Genomic DNA, 13642 nt, shown 5'->3' with positions numbered 1-13642 from the left:
GCATGGAAGAACTTCTCTGCATCGGCTGCGGAGCCACTATTCAGATAGAAGATAAGAGCCAGCTAGGCTACACGCCCCAGTCAGCTCTAGAAAAAGGCTTGGAGTCGGGTGAACTCTATTGTCAGCGCTGTTTCCGCCTGCGCCATTATAATGAAATCAGCGATGTCCAGCTGACGGATGATGACTTTCTGCGGCTTCTCCACGAAGTTGGAGATAGCGACGCTTTGGTCGTCAATGTTGTCGATATTTTTGACTTTAATGGCTCGGTCATTCCTGGACTACCTCGTTTTGTCGCAGGAAATGATGTGCTCTTGGTCGGGAATAAAAAGGACATTTTACCTAAGTCGGTCAAGGATAGCAAGGTGACCCAATGGCTGACGGAGCGAGCTCACGAAGAAGGCCTGCGTCCAGTCGATGTGGTCCTAACCTCTGCTCAGAACAAGCAGGCCATTAAGGACTTGATTGACAAGATTGAGCACTGCCGTAAGGGACGTGATGTGTATGTGGTCGGCGTGACCAATGTGGGCAAGTCCACTTTGATTAACGCCATTATTCAAGAAATCACGGGCGATAAGGATATTATTACGACTTCGCGTTTCCCGGGTACAACTCTGGATAAAATCGAGATTCCTTTGGCGGATGGCAGTCATATCTATGATACACCGGGCATTATCCATCGTCACCAGATGGCTCATTATCTATCTGCTAAGAATCTCAAATATGTCAGCCCCAAAAAGGAAATCAAACCCAAAACCTATCAGCTTAATCCAAATCAAACCCTCTTTTTGGGTGGCCTAGGCCGCTTTGACTTTGTGGCAGGTGACAAGCAGGGCTTCACGGCTTATTTTGACAATGAGCTCAAGCTCCACCGGACTAAGTTGGAAGGTGCTAGCGATTTTTATGACAAGCATGTCGGCAGTCTCTTAGTGCCACCGGTTGGCAAGGAAAAGGAAGAGTTTCCAGACTTGGTCAAGCATGAATTTACCATCAAGGACAAGACAGATATCGTCTTCTCTGGTCTGGGGTGGATTCGCGTCAGCGGTCCTGCCCGAGTAGCTGGCTGGGCGCCAGAGGGTGTGGCGGTTGTCACTCGGAAAGCTATTATATAATACTCAAGAAACCAAGGGGAACAAATCCCCTTAAAATAAGGAAGGAAGAGGCCATGAATGGTTGGGACTAAAGTGAATCCTGACTGTATCAAGCCTTATAGAAGAACATGACACTAACATCAAAACAACGGGCCTTTCTCAACAGTCAGGCGCATAGTCTCAAACCTATCATTCAGATAGGGAAAAATGGACTCAACGACCAAATCAAAACCAGCGTCCGTCAGGCACTGGATGCGCGAGAACTGATCAAGGTTACGCTCTTACAGAATACAGATGAGAATATCCATGAGGTTGCGGAGATTTTGGAAGAAGAAATCGGAGTGGATACGGTGCAGAAAATCGGCCGTATCTTGATTCTCTACAAGCAGTCCAGCAAGAAAGAAAATCGCAAACTCTCTGTTAAAGTCAAGCAAATTTAAGGAAAAATTTCTGTGGAGATATCAGCCTATGGCTATTGAATTACTGACCCCCTTTACCAAGGTGGAATTAGAACCAGAAGTTAAAGATAAAAAACGCAAGCAGATTGGCATTTTAGGTGGGAATTTCAACCCTGTCCACCATGCTCATTTGGTTGTGGCGGATCAGGTCCGGCAACAGTTAGGCTTGGATCAGGTCCTGCTCATGCCAGAGTACGAGCCGCCTCATGTGGATAAGAAAGAGACCATTGAGGAAAAGCATCGGCTGAAGATGCTGGAGCTGGCTATCGAGGGTATTGAAGGCCTAGGGATTGAAACCATTGAGCTGGAGCGCAAGGGAATTTCCTACACCTACGACACTATGAAGCTACTGACAGAGCAACATCCAGATACGGACTATTACTTTATCATCGGTGCGGATATGGTAGACTATCTGCCTAAGTGGTACCGCATTGATGAGCTGGTTGAGCTGGTTCAGTTTGTCGGTGTTCAGCGGCCGCGCTACAAGGCGGGGACTTCTTACCCTGTCATCTGGGTGGATGTCCCCCTTATGGATATTTCCTCCAGTATGGTACGGGATTTTCTGGCTCAGGGACGAACTCCTAATTTTCTGCTACCTCAGCCAGTTTTAGACTATATCGAGAAAGAAGGGCTTTACCTATGACCTATGAAAGCTATATCAGTATGAGCCGTGAGGCCTTGCTGGCTAAGATGGAAACAGTCATGCCCGAGAAACGCCTGCGGCATTGTCTGGGTGTGGAAAAAGCTGCCCGTGAATTAGCGGAGCGCTTCGGTCTTGACGTCGAAAAAGCGGGTCTGGCAGGACTCCTGCACGACTATGCGAAAAAGGTCTCGGATGAGGAATTTCTGGCCTTGATTGACAAATACCAGCTGGATCCTGACCTGAAAAATTGGGGTAATAATGTCTGGCATGGCATGGTGGGCATTTACAAGATTCAGGAAGACCTAGGGATGAAAGATGCAGAGATTCTGCGAGCTATCGAGATTCATACAGTGGGCAGTGGCACCATGTCTGAGCTGGACAAGGTCGTCTATGTCGCCGACTACATTGAGCACAACCGAGATTTTCCGGGAGTAGACAAGGCCAGAGAGTTAGCCCAGCAGTCGCTCAATCAAGCTGTGGCCTACGAAACAGCAAGGACTGTGGAGCATTTGGCTAACAAAGGGATGCCCATCTATCCGCAGACCTTGGAGACCTACAATGCCTTTGTAGGATATTTGAAGGAAATAGAAGAAAATTAAAGAGGAACTATGAAAGAACAAGAATTATTGGAACTGGTCGTGAAGGCGGCCGATGAAAAGCGTGCAGAAGATATTGTAGCTTTGGACTTGCAAGACCTGACCACTGTGACAGATTATTTTGTTATCGTCAGCTCTATGAACAGCCGTCAGCTGGATGCGGTGGCTGAAAATATCCGCGAGAAAGCTGCAGTGGCTGGAGTTTCTGCTGGCCATGTTGAGGGTGACGCAGCTGGCGGCTGGGTGCTCTTAGACTTGGGTGGCATCGTTGTCCATGTCTTTTCTGAGGAAATGCGGGCGCATTATAACCTAGAAAAACTCTGGCACGAAGCAACTGGTGTGGATGTTGCGGCCTTATTGGAAGAAAAAAACAAGTGATTTTTTGCCCTTAGGCAGAAAGCAAAATTTAGCTCAGTCAGCCTGCTGGCTGGGCTATTTTTGAAAGGAAAAGTATGGCAACTTATGAAACCTTCGCGTCGGTTTACGATGCGATTATGGATGATTCTTTGTATGAGAAGTGGACGGATTTCAGCCTGCGTCATTTTCCCAAAGATAAGAAAAAGCTGCTGGAGCTGGCCTGTGGTACGGGCATCCAGTCCATTTATTTTAAGCAGGCTGGTTTTGAGGTGACGGGGCTGGATCTGAGTCAGGAAATGCTGGATTTGGCAGAGAAGCGCAGCAGAGAGGCCGGTTTGGACATTCCCTTTATCCAGAGCAATATGCTGGATTTGAGTGGCATCGGTCAGTTTGATTTGGTGACTTGTTATTCGGACTCGATTTGCTATATGGAGGATGAAGTTGATGTCGGTCAGGTCTTCACTCAAGTCTACCAGCATCTAAATGAGGGCGGTCGCTTTATCTTTGACGTGCACTCGATTTACCAGATTGACGAGGTTTTTCCAGGCTATTCTTATCATGAAAATGCTGAAACCTTTGCCATGGTCTGGGATTCCTATGCGGATGAAGCACCTCATTCCATCGTGCATGAGCTGACCTTCTTTGTCCAAGAGGAGGATGGCCGCTTCACGCGCTATGATGAAGTGCATGAGGAGCGGACTTATGAGATCTTGACCTATGATATCTTGCTGGAGCAGGCAGGCTTTAAGAATGTCAAAGTTTACGCAGACTTTGAGGACAAGGAGCCAACTGACAAGAGCGCTCGCTGGTTCTTTGTGGCGGAGAAATGAGATGACAGTGACTGGTATTATCGCAGAGTTTAATCCTTTCCATAAGGGACACAAATATCTGCTGGATCAAGCTTCTGGTCTGAAAATCATCGCCATGAGTGGTAATTTCGTCCAGCGAGGCGAGCCGGCTATCGTGGACAAGTGGACTCGGGCCCAGATGGCTTTAGAAGCCGGAGCGGATCTGGTCGTTGAGTTGCCTTTCTTGGTCAGCGTTCAGGCGGCGGATTTTTTCGCTAAGGGAGCGGTAGACATCTTAGAGAGGCTGGGCATTGATTATCTGACTTTTGGGACTGAGGAAGTGCTGGACTATGAGAGTATTTCTAGGGTCTATGGTGAAAAGGCAGAGCAGATGGAGGCTTATCTGGCTGGCTTGCCTGATTCTCTATCCTATCCTCAAAAGACTCAGGCCATGTGGCAGGAGTTTGCAGGGCTTAATTTCTCAGGCTCTACTCCCAATCATATATTGGGCTTGGCCTATGCCAAAGCTGTGGCGGGAAAGGCTATAAAACTGTGTCCGATTCAACGTCAGGGGGCTGGCTATCATTCCTTGTCAGCTAATGAGGAATTCGCCTCCGCAACTGCCCTTCGTCAGAATCTGGATCAGCCAGCCTTTCTCAAAAAATTCACTCCAAGCTATAAGCTGCTTGAGACGGCACCCAAGGTGACCTGGTCGGACCTCTTTCCTTATCTCCGTTATCAGATAGTGACCTGTCCGGATTTGACAGACTTTTATCAGGTCAATCAGGAATTGGCTGTTAGGATTAGAGAGGCCCTGAAAAGCAGTGAGACCATAGAGGAGTTAGTTGAGCAGGTGGCGACCAAGCGCTATACCAAGGCTCGGGTTCGGCGTCTGTTGACCTATATCCTAGTCGGAGCTAGACAGGAAGAGCTTCCGTCAGCAATCCATATCTTGAGTTTCTCCGAGCAGGGGCGCCAGCATTTGGCTAAGCTGAAGGGAAAGGTTGAACTGGTCAGTCGAATCGGAAAAGAGCCATGGGATAGTCTGACCCAGCAAGCTGACAAGGTTTATCAGCTGGGAAATGCTGCACTGATGGAGCAGAATTTTGGGCGAATTCCAATACAGGTTGATTGATAAAATGTTTATATGAAATGGCGTCCCTTTTATATTTACTTAAAATTTCAGGAAAAACTAGCATTTTCCTTGAAAAAGTGATAAAATAAACAATGTAAGTGGTTTAATCCACAAAAAATAAGAGGAGGCCTGATAACAATGGCAATCGTTTCAGCAGAAAAATTTGTCCAAGCAGCTCGTGACAATGGTTACGCAGTTGGTGGATTCAACACAAACAACCTTGAGTGGACTCAAGCTATCCTGCGTGCGGCAGAAGCTAAAAAAGCTCCAGTTTTGATCCAAACTTCTATGGGTGCTGCTAAGTACATGGGTGGATACAAGGTATGTAAATCTCTCATTGAAAACCTTGTAGAATCAATGGGTATTACTGTACCAGTAGCTATCCACCTTGACCACGGTCACTACGAAGATGCACTTGAGTGTATTCGAGTTGGTTATACTTCAGTTATGTTTGACGGTTCACACCTTCCAGTTGAAGAAAACCTTGAAAAAGCTCGTAAAGTTGTAGAATTTGCTCATGCAAACGGCGTGTCAGTAGAAGCTGAAGTTGGTACTATCGGTGGTGAAGAAGACGGAATCATTGGTGATGGCGAATTGGCTCCAATTGAAGATGCTAAAGCAATGGTTGCAACTGGTATTGACTTCTTGGCAGCTGGTATCGGTAACATCCACGGTCCTTACCCAGCAAACTGGAAAGGTCTTCACCTTGATCACTTGCAAAAATTGACAGAAGCAGTTCCAGGATTCCCAATCGTATTGCATGGTGGTTCAGGTATTCCTGATGATCAAATCCAAGCAGCTATCAAACTTGGTGTTGCGAAAGTTAACGTTAACACTGAATGCCAAATCGCATTCGCTAACGCAACTCGCAAATTTGCTCGTGACTACGAAGCAAATGAAGCAGAATACGACAAGAAGAAACTCTTCGACCCACGTAAATTCTTGGCTGAAGGTGTCAAAGCTATCCAAGCATCTGTTGAAGAACGTATCGACGTCTTCGGTTCAGAAGGTAAAGCTTAATTAGGCTATATACAAAACAGAAACCTGCCCGTAAGGGTGGGTTTTTTGGTGTGTGATAAAATATGATAATTATTTTTAAATTACCTATGTTCGTTTGGAAGTAAAAGTGGTAGTATAGTGAGGAGATAAGATTCTATTTTTCTGAGTTAGATAGGAAAAAGGTCTGTAACATGAATTGAATGATAGGATATTGAGAAACGTATGGCAATGATAGAAGTAGAACATCTTCAGAAAAATTTTGTAAAGACTGTCAAGGAACTGGGATTGAAGGGAGCTTTGCGCTCCTTTATTCATCCTGAGAAGCAGACCTTTGAAGCGGTCAAGGATTTGACCTTTGAGGTTCCCAAGGGTCAGATTTTAGGTTTTATCGGGGCCAATGGTGCTGGGAAGTCGACAACCATTAAAATGCTGACAGGGATTTTGAAACCGACATCAGGATTTTGTCGGATTAATGGCAAAATTCCACAGGATAATCGCCAAGACTATGTCAAGGATATTGGAGTAGTCTTCGGACAACGAACTCAGCTATGGTGGGATTTGGCTCTGCAAGAGACCTATACGGTCTTGAAAGAGATTTACGATGTGCCAGACTCCCTTTTCCATAAACGCATGGATTTTTTGAATGAAGTCTTGGATTTGAAAGAATTTATTAAAGACCCCGTGCGGACTCTTTCACTAGGGCAGCGGATGCGGGCTGATATTGCGGCTTCCTTGCTTCACAATCCCAAGGTTCTCTTTTTAGATGAGCCGACTATTGGTTTGGATGTTTCGGTCAAGGATAACATTCGTCGGGCCATCACCCAAATCAATCAGGAGGAAGAAACAACCATTCTCTTGACCACTCACGACCTGAGTGATATTGAGCAACTTTGTGATCGGATTTTTATGATTGACAAGGGGCAGGAGATTTTTGATGGAACGGTGAGCCAGCTCAAGGCCACTTTTAGCAAGATGAAGACTCTCTCCTTTGAACTGGTGCCAGGTCAAAATCATCTCGTCTCTCACTATGAAGGCTTACCTGATATGACCATTGATAGACAAGGAAACAGCCTCAATATTGAATTTGATAGTTCATGCTATCAGTCTGCTGATATTATCAAACAAACCCTGTCTGATTTTGAAATCCGCGATTTGAAGATGATGGATACGGATATTGAGGATATTATCCGTCGCTTCTATCGAAAGGAGCTCTAAGATGGTCAAATTGTGGAGACGTTATAAACCCTTTATCAATGCAGGGATTCAGGAGTTGATTACCTATCGAGTCAACTTTATTCTCTATCGGATTGGCGATGTCATGGGGGCTTTTGTGGCTTTTTATCTCTGGAAGGCTGTCTTTGATTCCTCGCAGGAATCCTTGATTCAGGGTTTCAGCATGGCAGATATCACCCTCTACATCATCATGAGTTTTGTGACCAATCTTTTGACCAGGTCGGATAGCTCTTTTATGATTGGTGAGGAGGTCAAGGATGGTTCTATTATCATGCGCTTGTTGCGACCGGTGCATTTTGCGGCCTCTTATCTCTTCACCGAACTTGGTTCCAAGTGGTTGATTTTTATCAGTGTAGGGCTGCCATTTTTAACTGTCATTGTTTTGATGAAAATCTTATCTGGGCAAGGGATTTTGGAAGTGCTGGGATTAACTGTCCTTTATCTCTTTAGCTTAACGCTAGCCTACCTGATTAACTTTTTCTTTAATATCTGCTTTGGATTTTCAGCCTTTGTGTTTAAAAATCTATGGGGTTCCAATTTACTCAAGACTTCAATAGTGGCCTTTATGTCTGGAAGTTTGATTCCCTTGGCTTTCTTTCCTAAAATCGTTTCAGATATTCTGTCCTTTTTGCCTTTTTCATCCTTGATTTACACTCCGGTTATGATTATCGTTGGGAAATACGATACTAGTCAGATTCTTCAAGCACTTTTGCTCCAGTTCTTCTGGCTCTTAGTGATGGCGGGCTTGTCTCAGTTGATTTGGAAACGAGTCCAGTCATTTATCACCATTCAAGGAGGTTAGTATGAAAAAATATCAACGCATGCATCTGATTTTTATCAGACAATACATCAAGCAAATCATGGAATACAAGGTTGATTTTGTGGTTGGTGTTTTAGGTGTCTTCTTGACCCAAGGCTTGAACCTCTTATTTCTCAACGTGCTCTTCCAACACATCCCTTCCTTGGAAGGCTGGACATTCCAAGAGATTGCCTTTATCTATGGCTTTTCCTTGATTCCCAAGGGTTTGGACCATCTCTTTTTTGACAATCTCTGGGCACTGGGGCAACGCTTGGTGCGAAAAGGAGAGTTTGACAAATACCTGACGCGTCCTATCAATCCTCTCTTTCACATCCTAGTTGAGACCTTTCAGATTGATGCCTTGGGCGAACTCTTGGTCGGTGGAATCCTACTAGCGACAACGGTCTCTAGCATTGCTTGGACTCTTCCCAAATTCCTGCTTTTCCTAGTCTGTATTCCTTTTGCGACCTTGATTTATACTTCCTTGAAAATTGCGACAGCCAGTATTGCTTTTTGGACCAAGCAATCAGGAGCGATGATCTACATTTTCTATATGTTCAATGATTTTGCCAAGTATCCGATTTCGATTTACCATTCGCTTCTTCGTTGGTTGATTAGTTTCATCGTGCCTTTCGCCTTTACGGCCTACTATCCTGCCAGCTATTTCTTGCAGAACAAGGATGGACTCTTTAATATCGGTGGTTTGATTCTGATTTCTCTTGTCTTCTTTGTCATTTCCTTGAAACTATGGGACAGGGGCTTAGACGCCTACGAAAGTGCAGGATCGTAAGATGAATAATATCAAAGCCTTGTCTTGGGATGGTTTTTTGCTAATCTTGACGAAATTTCCTTGACATCTATTCTCAGAGTGCTATACTAAAGGGGTAATCGCCGATTTAGCTCAGTTGGTAGAGCAACGCACTCGTAACGCGTAGGTCACAGGTTCGAACCCTGCAATCGGCATGTTTATAAAGGGAAATCTTGTTAAGCCAAGGTTTCTTTTTTTACTTGTGAAGAAACGGAATGTTCACCTAGTCGATTTAACCACTTACCAGTCGATATTAACCACTTACTGAAAATCCCTTGTTTCTTTTCAAGGAATTGTTATAATAAAAATAGGAAGAGGGGAGAAGTGCATATGAAAGTTCGGATTGAGCTAGATGACAGTTTAGCTGATACAGAATTAGTGATTCGAGTATCTCGGATTGATGAACGAATTCAAAAAATTCAAGATGTTCTAGAAGAATCTGCTGCTCCAACCATCCTCTTTTATAAGGAAAGTAGTGAGTATTTTGTGGAGTTAGCGGAGATTCTCTTTTTTGAGACCGATGGAGCTAAAATATTTGCCCATGTTCGCAACGATGCTTATGAAGTCAAGTTGAAACTCTACGAATTGGAGGAATTACTTCCCCGCTATTTTTGCAGGATTTCCAAATCAACCATTGTGAATGCTAAGGCAATCTATTCTTTAGAAAAGTCTTTCTCAGGCACCAGTTCTGTACAGTTTTCTAAAACGCATAAGAAAGTGCATGTTTCAAGGCACTATTATCAGTTGTTAAAAGAAAAGTTAAGTGAAGTGAGGTAATCATCATGAAAAAAACAATTTTGGGAATCGGTTTTTTGGTTTTGGCGGGCTGGGTTCTGCTACAGGGAAATTTTGGCATTCCCATGTTCAATTTTAATATCTGGCCCCTGCTTTTGATTGGTATGTTTGTCTATTTTTCCTTGGAAAATTTCTTGGAGCGAGATTTTGGCACTGGTCTCGTCATGTCGATGATTGCCCTGATTATTGCCAATTCTGTCTACCACTTTTTAGCAATTTCTACAGGAACCTTGGTTTTGGGCGGTATTCTGGCTTGTATTGGTTTAAATATGATTTTTAAGCCTCGAAAGATTTGGTGCTATCGTCATTTTTCTAGAAAAGGCCTATCCACGACTGAGGGGGAAATTTCCTTTGGTAGCGGCACTCGCTATATTAACTCAGATAACTTCACCTACGAGAAGTTAGACTGTACTTTTGGCAGTGCATCAGTTTACTTTGATAATGTAACCATCGTAGAGGAGTCAGCAACTTTTGAAGTAGATCTGTCTTTCGGTAGTGCGACACTTTACATTCCAAGTAACTGGCGGGTAGAGCTAAATGTGGATAATGCTTTCGGTACAGTCGTTAATCCGCATAATGTCAATGAAAAGGATAAAACCTTGTATATACGAGGCGACATTGCCTTTGGAACGTTGAAGATTGTTTATATTTGAAAACGGATTATTGTCACATTTTACAAAGTTTGGGAAAATTTACTTGCCAAATAGTGAGTTTTTTGGTAATATAGTACGGTATGTGGTGCTAGCACATCCGTAATATTAGATCTAATAGGAGGAAACACGATAATGGCTAAAGTATGTTACTTTACAGGTCGTAAGACTGTATCTGGAAACAACCGCTCTCACGCGATGAACCAAACAAAACGCGCTGTTAAACCAAATCTTCAAAAAGTTACTGTTTTGATTGACGGAAAACCTAAAAAAGTTTGGGCTTCAGCTCGCGCGCTTAAGTCAGGTAAAGTTGAACGCGTTTAATGTATAAAAGGGATTGGAAAGATTTCTTTCTTTCCTTTTTTTGTTGGTTTAATTTTCAGGCTAGACAGTTTATTTCTATCCTTCCTCTTTTACACCCTGTCTAAAATATGGTAAAATAAACTATAAAATACTTTTGAGGTACAAATGATGACTGTAAAGATCAATACAAAAGATGGTCAAATCGAACTGACTGATGATGTGATTGCGACAATCGTTGGCGGTGCAGCGACTGAAATTTTTGGTGTGGTTGGTATGGCCAGCAAGAAGGCAATTAAAGACAACTTTCAAGCACTTTTGGGTAAAGAAAACTATGCCAAGGGTGTGGTAGTGAAAACGACTGAAGATGGTGGCATTGCAGTTGATGTTTATACCGTTTTGAGTTACGGCGTTAAAATCAGTGAAGTTTCCAAAAACATCCAAGAACGGGTCAAGTTTAGTTTGGAAAATCAACTCGGAATCACTGCCCACACAGTGAATGTTTATATCCAAAATATTAAAGTTGTAGGAGAATAATCGTGTCAAATATTACTACTAGTTTATTTCAAGAAATGGTGCAGGCAGCATCAACTCGTTTAAATAAACAGGCTGAATATGTCAATTCGTTAAATGTTTTTCCAGTTCCAGATGGGGACACAGGTACCAATATGGGCATGACCATTGAAAATGGTGCTAAAGAAGTAGCGGACAAGTCAGCTTCTACGGTCGGTGAAGTGGCTGCTATCTTTGCCAAGGGACTCTTGATGGGTGCGCGTGGAAATTCTGGAGTTATCACTTCTCAACTCTTCCGTGGTTTTTCGCAAAGTGTGAAAGGGAAAGATGAGTTAGATGGGAAAGAGTTGGCTCGTGCCTTCCAATCAGGTGTAGAAGTGGCCTATAAGGCTGTTATGAAGCCAGTTGAGGGAACGATTTTGACTGTTTCCCGCGGTGCGGCTATCGGTGCTAAGAAGAAAGCTGAAGCGACAAATGATGCTGTTGAAGTCATGAAAGCGGCCCTTGAGGGAGCAAAGACGGCCCTTGCTAAAACGCCGGATATGTTGCCAGTTCTTAAGGAAGTCGGCGTTGTGGACTCTGGTGGTCAAGGTCTGGTCTTTATCTATGAAGGCTTCCTGTCTGCCTTGACTGGCGAGTATATTGCATCAGAAGATTTCCAAGCGACTCCGGCTACGATGAGCCAGATGATCAATGCTGAACACCACAAGTCTGTAGCAGGGCATGTGGCGACAGAAGACATCACTTTTGGTTATTGTACAGAAATCATGGTGGCTTTGAAGCAAGGTCCAACCTATGTCAAGGACTTTGACTATGATGAATTCCGCAATTATTTAAATGATTTAGGGGATTCTCTCTTGGTGGTCAATGACGATGAGATTGTTAAGGTCCATGTCCATACAGAAGATCCAGGTCTTGTCATGCAAGAAGGACTTAAGTACGGTAGTCTAGTTAAGGTAAAAGTGGACAACATGCGCAATCAGCACGAAGCCCAGCTTGAAAAGGAAGAAAAAGCTACCAAGCCAGCCGAAGAAAAAGAATATGCCATTATTGCAGTTGTAGCTGGTGACGGTCTAGCTGAAATCTTTAAGGCTCAGGGAGTGGACTATGTCATTTCTGGCGGTCAGACCATGAACCCTTCTACGGAGGACTTTATCAAGGCTGTTGACCAGGTTAATGCGCGCAATATCATTTTCTTGCCAAACAATAAAAACATCTTTATGGCGGCTCAATCAGCTGCAGAAGTGCTTGAGCAACCAACGACAGTGATTGAGACGCGTACGCTTCCTCAAGGTTTGACGAGTCTCTTGGCCTTTGATGCTGGAAAAACAATCGAAGAGAACCATGAGCGGATGACGGCTGCTTTGAGTGATGTGGTCAGCGGTAGCATTACGACTGCAGTTCGCGATACGACGATTGATGGCTTGGAAATCCATGAAAATGACAACTTGGGAATGGTTGATGGCAAAATCGTTGTGTCAAATCCAGATATGCTGGCAACTTTGAAAGCAACCTTTGCGAAGATGTTGGATGAAGACAGTGAAATTGTTTCCATTTATATCGGAGAAGACGGCAACGAGGAATTGGCGAACGGTTTGGCTCAAGATCTGATGGAAGAGTATGAAGATGTAGAAGTTGAAATCCATCAAGGAAATCAGCCAGTCTATCCATACATTTTTAGTGTAGAATAATTCATTTAGGCAATCGTTGAATTGCCTTTTTGCTTTGCGGCAGGAAATACTTAGACAGGAAAAGGATATTATGTTATACTAAAAATAAAAAGGAGTAATAAAATATGAAAAGATTAGCCTTTCTTTTGGCTGTAGTTTCGGTTTTATTGTCGGGCTGTGCTTTATTGAATAGGCATTCAAATCGACCGAATCAAACATCAAGCAGCACCTCCTCTGTAGAATCACCCACTAATCAGAAAATCATCAGCAAGGTTCTTGTTGGGAAGATTGATGGCATAGAACACCGAGATACTATTACCTACCAAGGGAAAAAGTTGCTGCGTCTCCGCATGGAATTGATTAGTGAGCTTCCTCAGGAAATAACAGATGTCGCTGCTACGATGAGCCCAAATGAACTGACCAAACTGATTCGCGAAGCTATGCAAGAAGACCCGGATTTTGTAGAAGCTCAGCGGTTAGATGGTTTTTCCGCTGATTATTCGGTAACGGCTGATAAAAAATTGCAGGTTGTGATTGATCTGGATTTACAGAAAATTAATGTGGATAAGGTAGAAGACTTATCTTACTTCGAAGACTTTGGCATAAGTGATATAAAAGATGCGACTCCGGAAATGTTTATTTTAGGGATGAAATTGGGCGGCTTGAAAGAAGAATAAGAATATTTAAAAGGCGAGTCATCTCGTCTTTTTTGCTGTCTAGAAACCATGACATTTGTCATATCAGGCAGTGACAAAATCATCTAGTCGGAAGAGGGAGGAAGTTCTATAATACAAGTAAGAAATGAAGAAA

17 protein-coding genes and 1 tRNA gene are annotated in these 13642 nt (G+C 43.6%); all 18 read left to right on the top strand.

Annotation, left to right across the window (positions count from 1 at the left end):
- Positions 1–2 precede the first annotated feature (2 nt).
- The 18 genes from yqeH (at position 3) to AC5FEC_RS03665 (ending at position 13509) form a co-directional block, all read left to right on the top strand.
- Positions 3–1109, top strand: a complete 1107-nt coding sequence (yqeH, locus tag AC5FEC_RS03750; RefSeq protein WP_493661343.1) for a ribosome biogenesis GTPase YqeH — start codon at positions 3–5, stop codon at positions 1107–1109.
- 107 nt (positions 1110–1216) lie between these two features.
- Positions 1217–1528, top strand: coding sequence for a ribosome assembly RNA-binding protein YhbY (yhbY, locus tag AC5FEC_RS03745; protein WP_002896287.1), 312 nt, complete (start codon positions 1217–1219; stop codon positions 1526–1528).
- Positions 1529–1556: 28 nt separating this feature from the next.
- Positions 1557–2189, top strand: coding sequence for a nicotinate-nucleotide adenylyltransferase (locus AC5FEC_RS03740; RefSeq protein ID WP_037616072.1), 633 nt, complete (start codon positions 1557–1559; stop codon positions 2187–2189).
- Positions 2186–2788 (top strand): bis(5'-nucleosyl)-tetraphosphatase (symmetrical) YqeK, encoded by a 603-nt coding sequence (yqeK, locus tag AC5FEC_RS03735; RefSeq protein ID WP_493661342.1) that lies wholly within the window; start codon positions 2186–2188, stop codon positions 2786–2788. Before AC5FEC_RS03740 ends, yqeK begins: the two co-directional genes overlap by 4 nt.
- 9 nt (positions 2789–2797) lie before the next feature.
- Complete coding sequence (gene rsfS / locus AC5FEC_RS03730; protein WP_493661341.1) at positions 2798–3163, top strand: ribosome silencing factor; 366 nt, start codon at positions 2798–2800, stop codon at positions 3161–3163.
- A gap of 74 nt (positions 3164–3237) precedes the next feature.
- Positions 3238–3972, top strand: a complete 735-nt coding sequence (locus AC5FEC_RS03725) for a class I SAM-dependent DNA methyltransferase (protein ID WP_493661340.1) — start codon at positions 3238–3240, stop codon at positions 3970–3972.
- 1 nt (position 3973) lies between these two features.
- On the top strand, positions 3974–5065 hold the full coding sequence (locus AC5FEC_RS03720; protein WP_493661339.1) for a nucleotidyltransferase: 1092 nt from the start codon (positions 3974–3976) through the stop codon (positions 5063–5065).
- Between the two features lie 138 nt (positions 5066–5203).
- Complete coding sequence (locus tag AC5FEC_RS03715; RefSeq protein ID WP_037616086.1) at positions 5204–6085, top strand: class II fructose-bisphosphate aldolase; 882 nt, start codon at positions 5204–5206, stop codon at positions 6083–6085.
- 201 nt (positions 6086–6286) lie between these two features.
- Positions 6287–7279: an ABC transporter ATP-binding protein gene (locus AC5FEC_RS03710; RefSeq protein ID WP_493661338.1), complete on the top strand. Its 993-nt coding sequence runs from the start codon at positions 6287–6289 to the stop codon at positions 7277–7279.
- A gap of 1 nt (position 7280) precedes the next feature.
- Entirely contained in the window at positions 7281–8099 is an 819-nt protein-coding gene (locus AC5FEC_RS03705; protein ID WP_037616089.1) for an ABC transporter permease, read from the top strand.
- 1 nt (position 8100) lies between these two features.
- The gene (locus tag AC5FEC_RS03700; RefSeq protein WP_493661337.1) at positions 8101–8886 is read left to right on the top strand and encodes an ABC transporter permease; all 786 of its coding nucleotides are present in this window, start codon (positions 8101–8103) and stop codon (positions 8884–8886) included.
- A gap of 100 nt (positions 8887–8986) precedes the next feature.
- Positions 8987–9059 (top strand) — tRNA-Thr (locus tag AC5FEC_RS03695).
- A 175-nt stretch (positions 9060–9234) separates the two neighbouring features.
- Complete coding sequence (locus AC5FEC_RS03690) at positions 9235–9681, top strand: LytTR family DNA-binding domain-containing protein (protein WP_493661336.1); 447 nt, start codon at positions 9235–9237, stop codon at positions 9679–9681.
- A 5-nt stretch (positions 9682–9686) separates the two neighbouring features.
- Positions 9687–10352: a LiaF transmembrane domain-containing protein gene (locus tag AC5FEC_RS03685; protein ID WP_493661335.1), complete on the top strand. Its 666-nt coding sequence runs from the start codon at positions 9687–9689 to the stop codon at positions 10350–10352.
- A gap of 132 nt (positions 10353–10484) precedes the next feature.
- Positions 10485–10673 carry a 50S ribosomal protein L28 gene (gene rpmB / locus AC5FEC_RS03680; RefSeq protein WP_001140948.1) on the top strand — a complete coding sequence of 63 codons (189 nt, stop codon included), beginning with the start codon at positions 10485–10487 and terminating at the stop codon, positions 10671–10673.
- A 147-nt stretch (positions 10674–10820) separates the two neighbouring features.
- A complete protein-coding gene (locus tag AC5FEC_RS03675; protein WP_037616174.1) occupies positions 10821–11186 on the top strand; it encodes an Asp23/Gls24 family envelope stress response protein in 366 nt (121 codons plus the stop codon).
- A 2-nt stretch (positions 11187–11188) separates the two neighbouring features.
- Positions 11189–12853: a DAK2 domain-containing protein gene (locus tag AC5FEC_RS03670; RefSeq protein ID WP_493661334.1), complete on the top strand. Its 1665-nt coding sequence runs from the start codon at positions 11189–11191 to the stop codon at positions 12851–12853.
- 104 nt (positions 12854–12957) lie between these two features.
- Positions 12958–13509: an SP0191 family lipoprotein gene (locus tag AC5FEC_RS03665; protein WP_037616101.1), complete on the top strand. Its 552-nt coding sequence runs from the start codon at positions 12958–12960 to the stop codon at positions 13507–13509.
- The last annotated feature ends 133 nt before the right edge of the window (positions 13510–13642 follow it).

The organism is Streptococcus sp. STC1396, assembly GCF_058933875.1.
The sequence above is the reverse complement of the archived record's forward strand: the minus strand, read 5'-3'. Positions and strand labels throughout refer to the sequence as shown.

Bases quoted from the DNA above. Each gene is read 5' to 3' on its own strand.
- rpmB (WP_001140948.1), top strand. From the start codon at position 10,485: ATGGCTAAAGTATGTTACTTTACAGGTCGTAAGACTGTATCTGGAAAC.
- AC5FEC_RS03675 (WP_037616174.1), top strand. From the start codon at position 10,821: ATGACTGTAAAGATCAATACAAAAGATGGTCAAATCGAACTGACTGAT.
- AC5FEC_RS03725 (WP_493661340.1), top strand. From the start codon at position 3,238: ATGGCAACTTATGAAACCTTCGCGTCGGTTTACGATGCGATTATGGAT.
- yqeK (WP_493661342.1), top strand. From the start codon at position 2,186: ATGACCTATGAAAGCTATATCAGTATGAGCCGTGAGGCCTTGCTGGCT.
- yhbY (WP_002896287.1), top strand. From the start codon at position 1,217: ATGACACTAACATCAAAACAACGGGCCTTTCTCAACAGTCAGGCGCAT.
- yqeH (WP_493661343.1), top strand. From the start codon at position 3: ATGGAAGAACTTCTCTGCATCGGCTGCGGAGCCACTATTCAGATAGAA.
- AC5FEC_RS03665 (WP_037616101.1), top strand. From the start codon at position 12,958: ATGAAAAGATTAGCCTTTCTTTTGGCTGTAGTTTCGGTTTTATTGTCG.
- AC5FEC_RS03720 (WP_493661339.1), top strand. From the start codon at position 3,974: ATGACAGTGACTGGTATTATCGCAGAGTTTAATCCTTTCCATAAGGGA.
- AC5FEC_RS03705 (WP_037616089.1), top strand. From the start codon at position 7,281: ATGGTCAAATTGTGGAGACGTTATAAACCCTTTATCAATGCAGGGATT.
- AC5FEC_RS03700 (WP_493661337.1), top strand. From the start codon at position 8,101: ATGAAAAAATATCAACGCATGCATCTGATTTTTATCAGACAATACATC.
- AC5FEC_RS03710 (WP_493661338.1), top strand. From the start codon at position 6,287: ATGGCAATGATAGAAGTAGAACATCTTCAGAAAAATTTTGTAAAGACT.
- rsfS (WP_493661341.1), top strand. From the start codon at position 2,798: ATGAAAGAACAAGAATTATTGGAACTGGTCGTGAAGGCGGCCGATGAA.
- AC5FEC_RS03690 (WP_493661336.1), top strand. From the start codon at position 9,235: ATGAAAGTTCGGATTGAGCTAGATGACAGTTTAGCTGATACAGAATTA.
- AC5FEC_RS03715 (WP_037616086.1), top strand. From the start codon at position 5,204: ATGGCAATCGTTTCAGCAGAAAAATTTGTCCAAGCAGCTCGTGACAAT.
- AC5FEC_RS03685 (WP_493661335.1), top strand. From the start codon at position 9,687: ATGAAAAAAACAATTTTGGGAATCGGTTTTTTGGTTTTGGCGGGCTGG.
- AC5FEC_RS03740 (WP_037616072.1), top strand. From the start codon at position 1,557: ATGGCTATTGAATTACTGACCCCCTTTACCAAGGTGGAATTAGAACCA.